Here is an 18,094-nt window from a genome sequence, read left to right on the forward strand (position 1 = left end):
AGTCTTAGAGATCGCCCGATCCGGGGACAACCATGACGCAAGCACAAACCGGCGCCAGCCTGCGCCTGATTAAAAAATACCCCAACCGTCGCCTATACGACACCCGGACCAGCACCTACATCACCTTGGCGGATGTCAAGCAACTGGTCCTGGCCAACGAAGAATTCCAGGTCGTCGACGCCAAGAGCGCCGAGGACCTCACGCGCAGCATCCTGCTGCAGATCATCCTCGAAGAGGAAAGCGGCGGCATGCCCATGTTCTCCTCGAACATGCTGTCGCAGATCATCCGTTTCTACGGCCACGCGATGCAGGGCATCATGGGCTCCTACCTGGAAAAGAACATCCAGGCCTTCATGGAAATCCAGCAACGCATGGCCGAGCAGTCCAAGGGCCTGTACGGCAGCCAGTTCGGCCCCGAGGCCTGGACCCAGTTCATGAACGTGCAGACGCCGATGCTGCAGAACATGATGAACAACTACATCGACCAGAGCAAAAACCTGTTCGTGCAAATGCAGGACCAGATGCAAGACCAGACCCGTGCCATGTTCTCGAACTTCCCGTTCACGCCAGGCGGTTCGCAGGGCGGCGGCCGCAAGCCGTAGCGGATCCTCCGGACCGCGGCCTGGCCGCGGACCTGAAAACCGGCCAGCCGGCGGCGCAATTTTGCTCCGCCGGCTTTCTTTTGGCTTGACCGGACGCAAGCATCCTCTTGTTTCGGACTATTCCGATTCAGGGATATGTCAGATTTTTTCGTTACATTAATGCAAACGGTTCTTGTTTATGTTTTGAACACCGTCGTTTCAATCGAGCTTTGAGGATGACCCACATGATGAAGAAAGCCTTGGCGCTGGCCATTGTCGCTTTGAGCGTGTCCGCCGCCCAAGCGGCCGAATACCCCATCGGCAAGCCCGTGGAAAAAGGCGGCATGGAAATCGGCGCGGTCTACCTGCAACCGATCGAAATGGACCCCCCGGGCATGATGCGTCCCGCCAAGGATTCCGACGTCCACCTGGAAGCCGACATCCACGCCACCGCCGGCAACCCCACCGGTTTCCCGGAAGGCGAATGGATGCCCTACCTGGTCGTGAACTACGAAATCCAGAAGGTCGGCAGCCAGAACGTGCAGAAGGGCGAGCTCATGCCCATGGTGGCCAACGACGGCCCGCACTACGGCGAGAACATCAAGCTCGAAGGCCCGGGCAAGTACAAGCTCAAGTACACCATCCTGCCGCCGACGGCCAACAAGATGAACCACTTCGGCCGCCATATCGACAAGGAAACCGGGGTGGGTGATTGGTTCAAGCCGATCGAACTCGAATATGACTTCGTCTACGCCGGCACCGGCAAGAAGGGCGGTTACTGATCGTGCGTCGCCTGTCTCGCGTCATCACCGCGCTGCTGATCAGCCTGGCTGGCCTGGCCGGCATGGCGCCCGCGCAGGCGGACGAACTGCCTACCTTCACGTTGACGTTCAAGCCCAACGGCACCTTTGAACCGGCCACGCTGGAAGTCCCGGCCGGCCGCTTCAAGATCGAACTGATCAACGAAAGCAACGAGCCGGTCGAATTCGAAAGCATTCCGCTGCGCAAGGAAAAGGTGCTCGGCCCCGGCGTCAAGTCGTTCGTGGTCATCACCATCTCGCGCCCCGGCGAGTATCCGTTCTTCGATGATTTTCACCAGGCGGTCAAAGGCACCCTGATCGTCAAGCCCAAGGAATAGGCGGCCGCATTACATGGAACAGGTTCTTTTCATCGTCTGGCGCGAAAGCGTCGAAGCCATGCTGGTGGTGGGCATTCTGTACACCTGGCTGCGCGCGACGCCGGAAGGCAAGCGCGGACTGAAGTATCTGTGGGGTGGCGTGGGCGCGGGCCTGGCGTTGGCAATCGCGCTGGCGCTGGTGCTGCTGGGTGTGTCGTCGTGGCTCAGCGACGAAGGCCAGGAATGGTTCCAGGCGATCATGTCGCTGGCGGCGTGCGTGCTGGTGGTGCAGATGGTCGTGTGGATGAAGAAGCACGGCCGCACCCTCAAGGGCGAGCTCGAAAGCGGCGCCCGTTCCTCGGTGGCCAACGATAACTGGTGGGGCCTGTTCGTCCTGGTGGCGATCGCGGTGGCCCGCGAAGGCAGCGAAACCGTGGTGTTCCTGTACGGCACCGTCGCGGCGGGCGAGGGCGGCAGCGACATGCTGATGCTGGCGCTGGCCGGCGTGGCCGGTTTCCTGGTGGCGCTGCTGACCTTCTGGCTGCTGCAGCTGGGCGGCAAGCTCATCACCTGGCGCCGCTTTTTCCGCGTGACCGAAATCCTGTTGCTGCTGCTGGCCGGTTCGTTGCTGGTGGGCGGCCTGGATCACCTGATTTCGCTGGACGTGCTGCCGACCATCATCGACCCGGTCTGGGACAGCTCGTGGCTGTTGAGCGACAGCACCGGCGTTGGCAAGATTCTGGCTGATTTCGCGGGCTATCGCGCCTTGCCTGCCCTGATCTCGGTATTGTTGTGGGTTGCGTACTGGATCGTGGTCTGGGCGTTGCTGCGCTGGGTCGGCGGCAAGCCCGCGCCGGTCGCGGCCACCCGCGCCGCTTCCTGACCGCCGATTCCGACCCATTCATCGGACTGAATTAATGAAGGTTTGACCATGGCAGCTGCACTCGGGAGGGCAACCTCCCGTATCGCCGACTTTCTCCGAGACCATGCCCCTCTGTTGCGCAAGCTGCAGTGGGGCATTGTTGCGATATACGCTTTCCTCCTGATCGTGCCGGCCATCATGCCGTTGCCGGACAATTCGGCATCGGTTTTCAACAACCTGACCATCGTGGCCCAGTTCGCCTTCTGGGGCGTGTGGTGGCCGTTCGTGCTGATCTCCATGCCGATCCTGGGGCGGGCCTGGTGCGGCTGGTTCTGTCCGGAGGGCATGCTCACCGAATGGGCCAGCGAACGCGGCCAGGGGCATGCCATTCCGAAGTGGATGCGCTGGGGCGGCTGGCCGTTCGTGGCCTTCGCGCTCACCACCATCTACGGCCAGCTGGTCAGTGTCTACCAGTACCCGCTGGCGGTGCTGGCGGTGCTGGGCGGTTCGACCGTGGCGGCGATGATCGTCGGTTGGCGCTATGGCCGCAGCAAGCGGGTCTGGTGCAAGTACCTCTGTCCGGTCAACGGCGTCTTCAACCTGCTGGCCAAGCTGGCGCCGTGGCACTTCAAGGTCAACGAAGAAAAGTGGCGCCATCCGGTCATCCGGATCGAACCCATCAACTGTGCGCCGCTGGTGCCCTTGCGTCACATGAAGGGTGCCGGCGACTGTCACGTGTGCGGCCGCTGCAGCGGTTATCGCGGCGCCATCGAGCTGACGCCGCGTTCGCCCGAGGAAGAAGTCGTCAGCGTCACCGATGGCGAACCCTGGCAGACCGTGCTGCTGTGCTTCGGCCTGATGGGTATCGCCATGGGCGCGTTCCTCTGGAGCGCCAGCCCCTGGTATGTGACGGCCAAGCAGTGGGCCGCGACCTGGCTGGTCGAGCACGACATCATGTGGCCGCTGATGGACAACGCGCCGTGGTTCATCCTGACGCACTATCCGGAAGTGAACGACAGCTTTTCCTGGCTCGATGGCGCCGGCATCATGATGTTCGTGGTGGGCGCCACGATCTGCATCGGCGGCGCCAGCTTCCTGTCGCTGTGGATCGCCGACCGGCTGGCGCCGGCGGCGCCGGTGGACGGGCAACCCGCGGGCGGCTGGTTCCGCCCGGGATTGCACAAGCTGGCGCAGGGCCTGATCCCGTCGGCCGGCATCGGCGTGTTCCTGGGATTGTCGGCCACCACCATCAACCTGCTCAAGCACGAAGGCGTGCGCGCGGCCTGGGCAGCGCCGGTGCGCTTCACGCTGCTGACGCTGGCCGTGCTGTGGACCCTGCGCCTGTTCGCGCGGTTGCTCAACCAGCGCCCGGTAAGCCTGGCGCGCAAGAGCGCGGCGTGGCTGGTGCTGGCCGCCGGCCTGGCGCCGTTCTGCTGGGCCTGGGTGCTGTTCTTCGCCATCTGGTAAAGACCGAGCAATCACCGGAAAACCTGCCCGTTCCGCACGGCAAATGCCGCCTGCCATTGTCCGCAGGCGGCCGTTGACGCTTGAATTTGTACGACCATTTAACAATTACGTAGGCCCGTAAGTTGTTGATACTCTGGCTCCGCGAAATCAAGGAGCAGGGATGCGGTGCGGTCGTCGCGGTGGGCTGTTATGCGTTGTGGGGCTGGGGTGTCTGGCTCTTGCCGCCGTCGTTTCACCAGTTTTCGCCGACTCCGCGCTCAAGGCTTCTTCGCAACAAGCGATATCCATTGATGCCCGCGAGCAGTTGCGTCAGCAGGAGCGTGAGCGCGCTCTGCAACTGCAAAATACCCCGCAGGTCGACGAGCATCTTCTCCCTCCCGCGGGATCCCCTTCCGATTACCCTGCCGATGAAAGCCCCTGCTTCGTCATCGATTCCCTACGGCTGACCGGCGACTCCGCCGCCGGTTTTCAATGGGCGCTCGATGCCGCCGCGGGTGCGACAGGCCGTTGCCTGGGCGGGCGAGGCATTGTCACGGCCGTCAACCAGATACAGAACGCCATCCTGGCCGAAGGCTACGTCACGACTCGGGTCGTGGCCCAGGAACAGGACCTTACCCGCGGCGTCCTGGTGTTGACGCTGCTGCCTGGCCGCATTGGCGATATCCGATTCGATGAGCCGGTTTCATGGCGCGGCCGCTTGTGGAATGCCATCCCGGCGTCATCCGGAGCCCTGCTCAATCTGCGTGATATCGAGCAGGGCCTGGAAAACTTCAAGCGCGTGCCCAGCGCGGACGCCGATATCCGGATCACGCCCGGGCAGCGCGGTGGCTCCAGCGATCTGCTGGTGAGCTGGCAGGAACGCCGCCCTGTCCGGTTGAGTATCGGCCTGGATGACAGCGGGTCGGACAGCACCGGCCGGTATCTCGGTTCCGCCACGTTGGCCGTGGATGCGCCCTTTGCGCACAACGATCTGTTCTATGCCAACGTCGGCAGGAACGTATTTCAGCAAGGACCGTTCGGCAATCGCTCGAATGCCTTGAACTACGTTTTCCCGGCGGGCTACTGGACCGTCTCCGCGACCTACAACAACTACGTCTATCACCAGAACATTCCCAATGCCAACGAGGTGCTCCGCTACAGCGGCAAGAGCGCGAGCTTGCAGGTCTCGGTCTCGCGGCTGATACATCGCAACCAGTCGCACAAGACGACGGTCAATCTGCGCGTCTATCGCAAGTACGCCACCAACGCGGTGAACGAGATCGACATCGAGCAGCAACGGCGGCGCACGGCTGGCTGGGAGTTCGGCGTCAGCCAGCGCAATTATCTCGGTGGCGCCACGCTCGACGCAAACATCGCTTGGCGGCATGGCATCGGCGCGTTCGGCGCCATCGCGGCCCCCGAGGAAGCGTCTGGCAGTGGCAGCGCGCGCGGCGGCGCGCTGTCTGGCGAAGTCTCGTTCGACCAGCCCTTTGTGTTGGGAGCGCAGCGCTGGCGCTATCTCGCGACCGTTCGAGGCCAATGGAGCCCGGACGCACTGACACCACAAGATCGCATGGCCATTGCCGGGCGCTATACGGTGCGTGGCTTTGACGGCGAGCAGATGCTGTCCGGCGAACACGGACTGCTCTGGCGCAATGAGCTGGCCTGGAATGCTTTTTCACAGACGGACGCGCTGTATGTGGCGGCGGACTACGGTTGGGTCGGTGGCCAGGGGGCGCGGTACCTGGTCGGGCGCTGGCTGGCCGGAGGCGCCCTGGGAGTACGCGGTGCGCTCTGGAAAAGACTTGGCTATGACGCGTTCGCTGGCGTGCCGCTCCGTAAACCGCATGATTTTCAAACCTCGGGGCTGACGGTCGGATTCAGCGTCAATCTGGAAATCTGATTTCAAAGACGTGATCCATGAAACACCGCCTCCTCATTTCCGTCCATGTCTTCGATGCGTTGCGGATGGCGCTTGGCCCGATAGGCCGCCGCATGAGCGGAACACGCCTTTGGATCAACATATGGCGCGCCATCCGGCTGGCGGGGTTGGCCACGCTCGTCGGACCCGTGGTCGCGGGAGGGATTGTTGTCGACGGGGGCGCGCCTGCCGGACAGCGTCCTGCGGTGATCACGACGCAGAATGGTTTGCCGCAGGTGAACATTGCCGCGCCCGATAACGGCAGGGTTTCGCATAACCGTTACACCCAGTTTGACGTCGACCGGCAAGGCGTCATTCTCAACAACTCGGCGGTCATGACGTCAACCGGCCTGGCCGGCATGATCCAGGGCAACCCCAATCTCGCTCCGAATGGGGTGACGGCGCGCGTCATCCTCAATGAGGTCAATAGCAGCAATCCCAGCCTGCTGCGCGGGTTCATGGAGGTGGCGGGCGACAGGGCGCAGATCATCGTGGCCAATCCGGCAGGCATCGTGTGCGATGGGTGTGGAACCATCAACGCGGGGCGCATGACGTTGAGCACCGGTGCGCCACAGCGCAATGCCGATGGCAGCCTGGCGGGATTCCTGGTTGAACGCGGCGTGGTGCGCATCGACGGCGGCGGCGTGAATGGCGACCTCCGGCATGACGCCCGGTATGTGGACATCCTGGCGCGTGCGGTGGAAATAAACGCCGGCGTCTGGGCCCAGGACGCCGTGTCGGTGGTCGCGGGGCGCAATCGCATCAGCGCCGATGGCAAGACGGTCGTACCGCTGATTGCCGATGCCATCAAGCCGGAATTGGCGATAGACATGGGCCAGCTGGGTGGCATGTACAGCGGCCACATCCACATGATGGGCACCGAGGCCGGGGTGGGGGTGCGCAATCAGGGCGGGCATCTGCTGGCGGACAGAACGCTGACCGTCAGCAGCGAGGGCTGGCTCAGCTGGCTGCCGGGTTCAACGCAGGCCGTGAACCAGGCTGAACCCCAGGCCGTGAATCAGGCCGTGACCCAGGCCGTGACCCAGGCCGGCGGCGACATTTCCCTTATCGCGCGGGATGGCCTCGAGCATCGCGGCAAGTTGTACAGCGGCGGCACGTTGTCAGTCGAAAGCCGTGCAGGACGCATTGAACAGTCCGGCACGCTGGCGGCGGCGGGCGACATCCGGCTGACCGCGCAGCAAGGCATCCAGATCGGTGGCAATCTGCTGGCGGGCAGCGATATCAATAGTTCGCTGGTGGGCAGTGCGGACCTGTTGTTGAGCAGTCAGGGAGACATCCGCGCCAGTGGCAGCCTGCTGAGCAACAAGGCTATCGCCATGACTGGCCGCCGGGTGGACCTGAGCCAGGGCGCCCTGGCCGCTGACCAGGTGCAGATCAACGCGCAGGACAGCGGCATCGCATTGCAGCGAACCCGGGTCGACAGCCGTCTGCTGACGTTGGACACGACGGGATCGATTGACGCACAGCAGGCGAAGATCCGGGCAGGCAGCTGGAAGGTCGACGGCCATGATCTGTTCAATCGGGATGCGGTCTGGACGCAGGTGGCGGACGGAGATAGCCGCTTCACCCTGACGGGCGCGCTGGATAACACCGGGGGCGCCATCGAGGCCCGGCAATTGGATATCGACGCCGGCTCCCTGGACAATCGGCAGGGGCGTCTGGTGGCGCTTGCCGGCGCCGCGCAACGCTGGCACGTCGATGGACTGCTGGATAACCGTGGCGGCGAACTGGGTAGCAATGGCAGCCTCGCGCTGATCACCGGCCGCCTGGATAACCGGTCTGGCTCGGTCTCCGGCCTCGACGCGCTGGCGCTCACGTCCGGCGGCGACATCGACAACAAGGATGGAAGCCTGCGGGCCGGCAACAGGCTGGCATTGAAGGCGCAAGGCACGCTCGACAACGCCCGCGGAAAAGTCACCGGCGGGCAGCTGGATGTGGCCGTGCAGCACCTGCAGAACCGGCAAGGGCAACTCGTCAGTTGGGGCGATCTGAACCTGACGGCGCGGCAGGCCCTGGATAACGCGCAGGGGTGGCTCGAAGCCGGAAAGACCTTATCCATCCAGGCCGGTGGCAATTGGGACAACCGTAACGCCACCGCGGTGGGAGGCCAGCAGGTCCAGGCCGCGGTTGCCGGGCTGGACAACCGTGCCGGGAAACTGCAGTCGGGCGGCGCACTTAGGTTGGACACCTCCGGCGATGTCGGCAATCAGGCGGGCATCCTGACGGCCGTGGACACACTCGCCTGGCAGGGCGACGCGGCAAGCCGATTCGACAACACCGCGGGCTCGGTGCAAAGCGGTGGCGCCATGTCGTTGAAGGGTGGCGCGCTGGACAATCTGCGGCAGGGCAGCATCCTGTCGCTGGGCCGCCTGGATCTGCGGTTCGCGAGCCTGCTGGATAACGGCGGCGGCCGCCTCTTCAGCCGGGGGGCCCAGCAGTTGCGGGCGCAAGACATCCGCAACGTGCAAGGATGGATGGGCAGCCAGGGGGATTGGTCTGCCGCCGCCACGGGAAATATCGATAACGGGCAGGGAACGATACAGAGCCAGGGCGCGTCGGCACTCGCCGCGACGACCTTGAATAACGCCAACGGCGTGCTGCAGTCGGCTTCGGATCTGACGTTGCGGCTCGCGCAGGATATCGACAACCGCGCCGGCGATATCAGCGCCGCGGGGCGGCTGGACCTGCGGGGCGCCGCTGCAGACACGTCAGCGGGTTCGGTCGACAACGCGGCGGGCCGGATATCGGCAGGTACCGGGTTGTGGCTTGCGGCGCAAGGCGTGAGCAACACGGAAGGAGGCCTGATCCATAGCCAGCAGCAATTGCGGCTCGATCTGGGCGGGGCACTGGACAACCGGCAAGGCCAAGTTCAAAGCGGCGATGCGCTGCGACTCGATGCGCTGCGATTGCTGAACGAAGGCGGCGCAATCGACAGCCAGCGGCAGCTCGATCTGCGCATCGTCGACCTGTTGGGCAATGACCGGGGAGCGCTGCGCAGCAACGGTGACCAGCGCATCACCGCGGGCCAGGTCGGCAATCGGCATGGGCTGATCAGCAGCAAGAGCGCGCTAACCCTGGCCGCGGACAACCTGAACAACACGGATGGCATGCTCGTCAGTCAGGCGGCGGGTGACTACCGGGTCAGTACGCTCAACAATCGGCAAGGCAGGATTCACAGTGCCGACGCGCTGACACTGAACAGCGCGCGGTTGGACAACCAGGCTGGCCAGCTGGTGTCGGGCGGGACGTTCATGCTGAATGCGGCGGGCCTGGACAACAGTGGGCGCGGCATCATCAGCAGCCAGGGGCAGCTGGGCATCAAGGCCGATCGGTTGGACAACCGTGACGGTGGCCTGTTGCTGGGAACGACGCATACCGCGCTGACTGCGGGCTCGCTGGACAATGCCTCGGGGCGGGTGCAAAGCGGCAGCGCGCTGGCTATCGACGTCCAGGCCCTGGATAACCGGGGCGGTGCGCTGCTCGGCCTGGATGCGCTGTCGCTTTCCATCGGGCAGGACTACACCCATCGGGACGGCGACATCCTCAGCAGCAACGGCCTGCTCACGCTTGCCGTGAACGGCACGCTGACCAACGAGGCGCAATGGCTGCTGCCGGGCGACCTTGCGATGGGCAGCACGCATTTCACCAACCTGGGTTCCCTGGGGGGCAAGGGGGTGAGCCTGGCCACGGGCACGCTGGTCAACCGGGGCCGGTTGGAAGCGGACCGCATGACACTCGACGTCGATACGCTCGACAACCCGGCAACCGTGATGGGTGACGACGTCGTCGTGCATGCCCGCGTGATCGACAACCACGGTCGGGATGGCGTGGTCGCCGCGACGCGAAACCTGTCGCTGCAGGCGCGGGAACGGCTGGTCAACCGCGAAGGCGGCCTGCTGTATAGCGGTGGCGCGCTCACGCTATACAGCGGCGATCTGATGGAAAACCGCGCAAGCATCATCGAAGCCGATGGTGACGTTGCGATTGACGCCGGCCGACTGGATAACCTGCGCGAAGGATTGGATATCGCGCGTGACGCGCAAGCCGGCGACACGATCCGTTGGCAACGCTACAACTATTACTGGCGTTCCTATGGCTCGGCAGTCGACCCCGACCTCGGGCCCGTGGCCCCCACCACCCGGCACCTGACTTTCCACGACGAGGCCGCCGTGAGCCGCGACCGATACGGCACGCTGCTGGCCATCGACGCCCCCGCCAAACGCGCGCAAGTGCGTGTCAGGAACAGCCGGGGCAGGTTGATGGACTTGTGGGTCAACTATCTGGCGCTGACGCCCGATGACGATGGCCGCTATGCCATGACTTTCTACGAGACGCGCGGGTACAGGCAGTACCGTGTTCCCACGCCGTATCACAACACGGTCTGGCGTGAATATGACCAGGGTCGCATCGAGCAATGGGACCCTGCCAGGCACGTCGATATCGCCGACGCGCCCTTCGTGACGGATTACAGCAATTTCCGCGAGCGCACGGTCACCAGCACCTCCACGCGCGACCAGCTGGTGTCCGAAGGGACTGGCGCCCGCATCCTGGCGGGCGGGAACATGGCGTTGCGCATCTCCGGGCGCCTGCTCAACGACGCCAGCGTCATCACGGCGAACGGCAATCTCGATATCGCGGGCTCCGGCACGGTCGACAACCGCGGGTACTCGATCAACGAGCGACGCAGGGAAATCATCGTCGACCACTACGACAAGGATACGGTGCATTGGTATCCGACGTTCAACCGTGACGTAACCACGGCGTTGAGCACCGTGGATGCCGTGATCACCGGCAATGGCAACGTCGCCATTCAGGGCGCCAGCATCACCAACACCACGGTCGATCAGGCGCAGATCAGCGACGTCGCCGCGGCGCAGGCGGCGGTGGAGGCCGAGCGCGCCGATTGGCTGCGGAATCCATTGGCCGTGACGGTGCCGGATGCGGAGCCGCTCGAGGGTGACGCACAATGGGGCGCGGGGCGCCCCTTGCTTCCGGCCGAAGTGGCGTTGACGGAAAAGCAGCATCTGAACCGCGTCGCGACCGCGATCCCGAACAACGGCCTGTTCCGTCAGCCGGCGGAACCCGGCAGCCCCTATCTGGTCGTCAGCGACACGCGCTTCACCAGCCGTGACAAATTCATCAGCAGCGACTATCTGCTCACGCAGGTCGGCTTCGATCCGGCGCGCGCGCACAAGCGCCTTGGGGACGGCTTCTACGAACAGCGGGTGGTGCGTGAGCAGGTGCTGCAGTTGACCGGACGCCCGAGCGTGCATGGCGAAAGCGCCATGGCGCAGTATCAGGCGTTGATGGCCAATGGCGCCCGCGTGGCGCAAGACCTGCGGCTGGTGCCCGGCGTCGCCCTGAGTCCGGCGCAGATCGCGGCGCTGCAGCAGGATATCGTCTGGATGGTGAGCGAGACGGTCGATACCGCAAGCGGTCCGCAGACGGTATGGACGCCCAAGGTCTATCTGGCCGCGTCCACGTTGCGCCTGACCGGCGATGGCGCGTTGATCGGTGGCGGCGCGCTTCAGCTGTCGGCAAGCCGCCTCGACAATGCCGGCAATCTGTTCGCCGACCAGGCGCTCGGGATCGATGCGGATCAGTTCATGCACCGGGGCGGCGACATCAAGGCCGACCGCATCGAAGCGCGGGCGGACAGCCTGACGATGCGCAGCAACCTGCAGGATGCATTGCGCCAGGCCGGCATGAGCGCCAATGACATTGCGCTCAGCGGCGGCGATATCCGTTTGCGGGGCGCCAGGCTGGACGCCACGCGGAATCTGAGCCTGAGCGCGCGCGACAACCTGGACATCGGCGCCGCGAAAAGCCGCCACACCGGGAGCGTCGAGGTGATCTCCGGCGCCATGGGCAACCGGACCAGCTCGGGCATGGAGGACGCCGGCCAGCGCATGGCGCAAGTCAGCGGTGAATGGCAACAGGCGCTGGGCAGCACCCTGACGGCGGGCAACGACGCGAGCCTGACGGCAGGGCGGGATCTCATCCTGCAAGGCAGTCAGGTCCAGGCGGGCGGCTCGGCGCAATTGCAGGCGGCAGGCGATGTCCGGCTGCTGTCGACGTCCACCACGAATCGAACGCGGCTGCAGGCCGACAGCCGCACTTCTTCGGTGGAGAACCACCGAGAGGAAGAGCGGCTGGGCCTGTCCACGCTGAGCGGCGACAGGGGCGTCACGATCCAGGCCGGCAATTCGGTCACGCTGGAGGGCGCACAGCTCGACAGCCAGCAAGGACGGATAGGCCTGGAGGCCAACGACATCTCCATCGGCAGCGCGCGCCGCCAGGTGAACGATCAGGACGCCGAAAGCACGCGTGAAGGCAAGACCAGGAGCCAGCGTGCCATGGAAACCTCGCGCCATGAGGCCGTCGGCAGCACGCTCGCGGGTCAGGACGGTGTGACGATTGTCGCCCGGGCGGGGGATATCGCCGTGGCAGGCAGCACGCTGCACAGCGAACAGGGCGATCTCGCGCTGTGGGCGCAGAAAGACGTGCGGATCGTCAGCGTCACCCAGAGCGACACACAGCATACGCAGGAACACTCGGAGACGAAGGGCTTCCTGCGCAAGCGCAGCAGCGACACGGTGAAGGACGACCACGTCACGCGCGAGACAGGCAGCATGCTGAGCGGTGACACGGTCCGCGTCACGGCGGGCAATGATCTGACGGTGAGTGGTTCGGCGATCGTCGCCGACCGCGATGTCGGTCTGCATGCGGGTCACGACGTCGATATCTCCGCCGCGACCGAGACGGAATCGCACTACCTGTTGGAGCGGAAGAAGAAAAGCGGGTTGCTGGACAGCGGCGGCATCGGCGTCACTTTCGGCAGCCAGTCATCACGCCACGAAGTGGACGACAAGGGCGTCACCCAGAGCCAGAGCGTGAGCACGGTGGGCAGCAACCAGGGTGACGTGACCATCACCGCGGGCAATCGCGTGCACATCGGCGGGGCCGACGTGGTCGCGGGGCAGGATATCGACATCACGGGCGATCGTGTGCGGATCGACCCGGGCTATGACACACGGACCCGCACAGAGACCTTCGAGTCCCGGCAGCGTGGCTTGACCATTGCGCTGTCGGGAACCGTGGGCAGCGCGCTCAATACCGCGGTCACCACCGCGCGTCAGGCGGGCAAGGAGAGCGACGGGCGGCTGCGGGCGCTGCAGGGCGCCAAAGCGTTGCTTTCCGGCGCCCAGGCGGCGCAGGCGTTGGAACGGGACGACCTGCAGACGCAGGCCGCCGATGCCAGGAATGTCGCATCGGGTGTGAAAGCGGGCGACAAGGATGCGGCGCGGGGGGCAACCAACACCATCGGCGTCAGCGTCTCCGTTGGCAGCCAATCCTCCAAAAGCGAGACCCACAGCGAGAGCCTGCAGGCGCATGGCAGCACGCTGAACGCCGGGCGGGATGTTTCGATCACCGCCACCGGCGCTGGCAAGGAGGCCGGCAGCGGGAATATCGCGGTGATCGGCAGTCAGGTCAAGGCTGGCGGCGATCTGCTGCTTTCGGCTGGCGCGGACCTCGAACTGCGGTCGGCGCAGAACACCGAGCGTAGCGACGGCAAGAGCAGCAGCCATGGCGGCAATCTCGGCGTCGGCATCGGCGTGGGAACCGGGGGCTACGGAATCAACGTATCGGCCGACATCAATGCCGGCAAGGGCAGCGAGAAAGGCCGGGGCCTGACCCATACCGAAACCACGCTGGATGCGGGCGGCAGCGTGATCCTGGGCAGCGGGCGCGACACGTTGCTCAAGGGCGCGCAGGTTGGCGGTGAACACATCGGCGTCGACGTGGGCCGCGACCTGACGCTGCAAAGCGAGCAGGACAGTGACCATTACTCCTCGCGCCAGCGCGACATCAGCGCGGGGGGCAGCTTCACGTTCGGTTCGATGACCGGCTCGGCGAATGTCAGCGCGAGCCAGGACAAACTGCGTAGCGATTTTGATTCGGTCAAGGAGCAGACCGGGCTGTTCGCGGGCCGTGGCGGCTATGACATCACGGTAGGCGGGCACACGCAGTTGGATGGCGCGGTGATCGCGAGTACGGCCGGTCAGGACAAGAACCAGCTGGATACAGGCACGCTGGGCTGGCGCGACATCGACAACCGGGCGGACTTCGAGGCGCGCCATAGCGGCGGATCGATGGGGACGGGCGGGCCGGTGGGCAAGGCGCTGTTGACCAACGCGGCCAGCGGCGTCCTGTCCAACGCCAATCATGGCGGGCATGCGTCGGGCACGACCAAGGCGGCGGTCAGCGAAGGCGATCTGACGGTGCGTGACCAACCCAACCAGCGCCAGGATGTGGCGGGGTTGAGCCGGGACACGGCGCACGCGAACGACGGCAGCATCAGTCCGATCTTCAACAAGGAGAAAGAACAGAACCGCCTCAGGCAGGTGCAGTTGATCGGCGAGATCGGCGGCCAGGCCATGGACATCATCCGCACGCAGGGCGATATCGCGGGCCTGAAGGCGCAAACCGACCCGAAGGCGCTGGCCGAGGCCAAGGCCCAGCTCGGCAAGGAGGGCCGGCTCTACACCGACGCGGATGTGAGGGACAGGGCCTACGGCAATGCCATGGCGCGATACGGCACCGGCAGCGACCTGCAGAAGGCGGCACAGGCGGTGACCGGGGCGTTGACGGCGCTGGTGGGGAACAACCTTGCCGGCGCATTGGGCAGCGGCGCCGCGCCCTACCTGGCGACCGAAATCAAGCGGCGGGTCGGCGAGGACAACCCGGCAGCCAACGCGATGGCGCACGCGGTGCTGGGCGCGGTGACGGCGCAGTTGAACGACCAGTCGCCGCTGGCCGGCGGTCTGGGTGCGGGCGGCGGCGAACTGGCGGCGCGGGTGATCACGGGGCAATTGTTCCCAGGAAAGACGCCCGATGCGCTGAGCGAAAGCGAGAAGCAGCAGGTCAGCGCGCTGAGCGAGCTGGCGGCGGGGATCGCGGGCGGTCTGGCGACGGGGGATGCGGCTGGTGGCGTGACCGGTGCGCAGGCGGGGCGGAATGCGGTCGAGAACAACAATCTGAGCGCATCACAGTTGCACGAATTCGCGGAGCGCGCGCGGGGATGCGAAGCCCGTGGCGATTGCCACCAAGTCATTGAGGATATGGAGCGGCTGAGTGTTGCGCAGCAGGATCGATTGATCTCGGTCTGCGCTACCGATCCGAATGCGTGCCGGAAGGAGTATGGCGATATCCCGGCAAACAGCATGTTGGTCCGCGAAGCGATAGATCGTGTGCTGGGAGACAGCGATATCCCCTGGCAGATGAAGGCGGATATGGGGCCTTTGCTGTCGCAGCAGATTGACGCTGAAGGTGTTGTATCCAGTACCGAATTTGCGGAGCGGCTAGCGCGCACTTATGGTATCGACAAAGAGCGGGCCGAGTTGCTCTCGGGGGCGGTGCTCGGGGCGATTACCGGCGGAGCGGGGAAGGGGGCGAAGTCACCGGCAAAGAGCCATTCGGTACATGGCAAAGCAGGTGATGATCACAAAGAAAACGGCCGATACCAGCCGAATAAGGACGCAGTAGGAAAAGCGGCGGAATTTCTAGAGCGGCCTGGGTTCGGTAGTGAAATAAAAGACGGCTCCCGGAAAACGAGCCAGCACTATCATGGGCAGACTGTTTATCAAGCGGATCGTCGTATTGGTAATAATATTAGAAAAGGCGATAAATTCTATTTGGATGGGAAGCATATGGATCATATTGAGGTTTTTGATAGGCACGGCAATTTTAGGCGGGTTTTGAATCTGGATGGATCGATAAATCAATCGAAGACAGATGCGGCGAGCGGGAGGGTGCTGAAGTGATAAATATTAATAAAATAAAACATCTGATACCGGCCTTTTTTTATTGTTCTGGGGTGGGGGAGAGGTTCTCGGGCGATGATTGGGCCATAGACTATGAATTGGATTTGGACGAAGAATTTAATACGGAGATATCTAATCTTCAGGGGGGGGTGAGCCTTCTGAATGATGCGCTGCAAAGAAATGACTTGATTGCGGCGAAATATGCTTTGATAGAGATGAGGGTGGCTTCGCTTAGTCTTTATGGTTTTTTTATGAATATTTATGACGATGTGGAAAGGGTGGGTTGGGTTGGCCGAGAGGGGGTGGTTATTTCGAAGGGATGTGCTTCATTCGCAAGTTGCAATGGTTGTGAGGATGTTTATTTTCAAGTTAAAAATATAAATAATATAAAGTGGTTGTTTTTGCGTTTGTATGATTGTTCTGGTGGGAGGAGGGTTTTTTTCAGCGAGAGAGGTGGCGTGGGCTGTAAGGCTGATTTGGATGAAAAACTAAGTAATGATATTGCTGATTTTCAGATGAGCTTAAATTTCTTGGAAAATTCTCTGCGAGAGGGCGATGCTATTAAAGTGGTGGTCTTCCTGGGAAAGGTGAGGGATTCTTCGTTGGCGTTGTCGGGTTTTTTTAAGAATATCTTCGATGATATAGACAAAAATGCTTGGTCTGATGCAGCGAAATTGCCAGCTATTCCGGAGGGCTATGCGTTACCCGAATCCTATAACTACCCAAAGAGATAGTTAGGGAGATCGTGTCATCAACGCTTTGGCCCGAATCAATCAAGTTAACGACAACGAGAAAGGCATCGTGGTCCGTACCGAATACCGCAGGGTTCGGGCAGTCGTTTGACGCAGGGAAGCGAATGGTCGGGACTTGGCGCATGACCACACTGTGGGGCGGCAACCTGGCCGGCGAATTGGGCAGCGGCGCGGCGCCCTACCTAGCAACCGAGATCAAGCGGCGAATCGGCTATAGGACAATCCCGCAGCCAACGCGATGGCGCACGCGGGCGGCACAGCTGAACGATCCGTCGCCGCTGGCCGGCTGTCTGGGCGCGGGTGGCGGGGAACTGGCGGCGCGGGTGATCCCGGGCAATTGTTCCCAGGAAAGACGCCCGATGCTCTGAGCGAAAGCGAGAAGCAGCAGGTCATCGCGCTAAAATCCCAGGGGAAGCTGGATGATGACTTTTATTAACTGGGAAACTCTATATTAAAGCCGTACTGGCTGTGGATGCAGTTCGGCTCTATTTTCTTTGAGTGACGTGAGACGTTTTGGCGATGCTGTCGGCCCACTTCGGTAGCAGCCCACCAATGCGCCCGTTGCGATAAAGTGATGACCGTCACCACCCAAGCAAATCCCTCGCCTTACCCCACCATGGCCACCTACGCATTCCGTCTCCTCAACGTCTTCGCTTCCAGCACCTTCACCGGCAATCCCCTCTGTGTATTCGAAGACGCGCGTGGCATGGACGACGCCACCATGCGGGAACTGGCGGCGCAGTTCAATCTTTCCGAAACCACTTTCATCCTGCCCTCCGACAGGGCCGACGCGCGCGTGCGCATCTTCACGCCAGGTTTCGAGATGGGATTCGCGGGCCACCCCACCATCGGCACATCTCAAGTGGTGCGCGACCTGCTCAAGCGCGGCGATGCGTTGACGCTGGAATTCAAGGCCGGTGTCGTGCCGGTCACCGCGCAGGGTGACGCCTGGACTTTCACCGCGCCCTGTCCGAACGGCGTAAGCACGGCGGCGCCGACGCTGCCGGCGGCCGATATTGCCGGACTGATGGGGCTGGACGCGGACGACCTTGCGGGGGATCCCATCTGGGTGGATACGGGCGCGGACCAACTGCTGGTGCCCGTGAAGAACGTCGACGCGTTGCGGCGGGCCAAGCCAGATGCCTCGCAGCTGGATCGCTGGCAGGCCAACAGCCTGGGACGCAAGGTCTGCTACCTGTTCGCTTTTGACCATGGACGCCGGCAGGACGGGCGCGATGTCGTGGTGACGCGTTATTTCTATGCCAAACCCGGCGGCGGGGTACAGGAAGATGCGGGCACCGGCTCGGCCTGCGCCAACCTGGGCGGCTGGCTGCGGCATCGGCAGCATGCGCTGCCCGCCAGTTTCCTGGTGGAGCAGGGCGACCAGATGGGCCGTCCGTGCCGGCTGCTGCTGGACGTGCAGGCCGATGGCCGCATCCAGGTGGGCGGCCGCGCGCTGGAGATCGGGCGAGGCACGGTGGACGTCTGAGGCTGCGCGTTGCAGTGATCTCGCGCCCCAATGGAAAACGGCGCCTGTGTGTGAGCACAGGCGCCGTTTTCTATTGCATGC

10 protein-coding genes are annotated in these 18,094 nt (G+C 63.5%); all 10 read left to right on the forward strand.

The window, feature by feature from the left end; genetic code table 11:
- The first annotated feature begins 32 nt into the window (after positions 1-32).
- The 10 genes from phaR to H0523_RS16630 all read left to right on the forward strand — a co-directional run bounded on the left by phaR (position 33) and on the right by H0523_RS16630 (position 18,013).
- The gene (gene phaR / locus H0523_RS16585) at positions 33-602 is read left to right on the forward strand and encodes a polyhydroxyalkanoate synthesis repressor PhaR (RefSeq protein WP_006393587.1); all 570 of its coding nucleotides are present in this window, start codon (positions 33-35) and stop codon (positions 600-602) included.
- A gap of 224 nt (positions 603-826) precedes the next feature.
- Positions 827-1,363, forward strand: a complete 537-nt coding sequence (locus tag H0523_RS16590) for an iron transporter (protein WP_006393588.1) — start codon at positions 827-829, stop codon at positions 1,361-1,363.
- Between the two features lie 2 nt (positions 1,364-1,365).
- On the forward strand, positions 1,366-1,719 hold the full coding sequence (locus H0523_RS16595; RefSeq protein ID WP_054429509.1) for a cupredoxin domain-containing protein: 354 nt from the start codon (positions 1,366-1,368) through the stop codon (positions 1,717-1,719).
- A gap of 13 nt (positions 1,720-1,732) precedes the next feature.
- Positions 1,733-2,581 carry an FTR1 family iron permease gene (locus H0523_RS16600; RefSeq protein WP_054429508.1) on the forward strand — a complete coding sequence of 283 codons (849 nt, stop codon included), beginning with the start codon at positions 1,733-1,735 and terminating at the stop codon, positions 2,579-2,581.
- A 48-nt stretch (positions 2,582-2,629) separates the two neighbouring features.
- A complete protein-coding gene (locus tag H0523_RS16605; RefSeq protein ID WP_054429696.1) occupies positions 2,630-4,027 on the forward strand; it encodes a 4Fe-4S binding protein in 1,398 nt (465 codons plus the stop codon).
- A gap of 160 nt (positions 4,028-4,187) precedes the next feature.
- Positions 4,188-5,909: a ShlB/FhaC/HecB family hemolysin secretion/activation protein gene (locus tag H0523_RS16610; protein ID WP_082404358.1), complete on the forward strand. Its 1,722-nt coding sequence runs from the start codon at positions 4,188-4,190 to the stop codon at positions 5,907-5,909.
- A gap of 17 nt (positions 5,910-5,926) precedes the next feature.
- A complete protein-coding gene (locus H0523_RS16615) occupies positions 5,927-15,772 on the forward strand; it encodes a hemagglutinin repeat-containing protein (RefSeq protein WP_180180093.1) in 9,846 nt (3,281 codons plus the stop codon).
- Positions 15,773-15,876: 104 nt separating this feature from the next.
- The gene (locus tag H0523_RS16620) at positions 15,877-16,506 is read left to right on the forward strand and encodes a hypothetical protein (protein WP_156349981.1); all 630 of its coding nucleotides are present in this window, start codon (positions 15,877-15,879) and stop codon (positions 16,504-16,506) included.
- Positions 16,507-16,646: 140 nt separating this feature from the next.
- Entirely contained in the window at positions 16,647-16,892 is a 246-nt protein-coding gene (locus H0523_RS16625) for a hypothetical protein (protein WP_180180094.1), read from the forward strand.
- Between the two features lie 248 nt (positions 16,893-17,140).
- Positions 17,141-18,013 (forward strand): PhzF family phenazine biosynthesis protein, encoded by an 873-nt coding sequence (locus H0523_RS16630; protein WP_054429507.1) that lies wholly within the window; start codon positions 17,141-17,143, stop codon positions 18,011-18,013.
- Positions 18,014-18,094 lie beyond the last annotated feature (81 nt).

The organism is Achromobacter insuavis (genome assembly GCF_902859645.1).
GTDB classification, from domain to species: Bacteria; Pseudomonadota; Gammaproteobacteria; order Burkholderiales; family Burkholderiaceae_B; genus Achromobacter; species Achromobacter insuavis.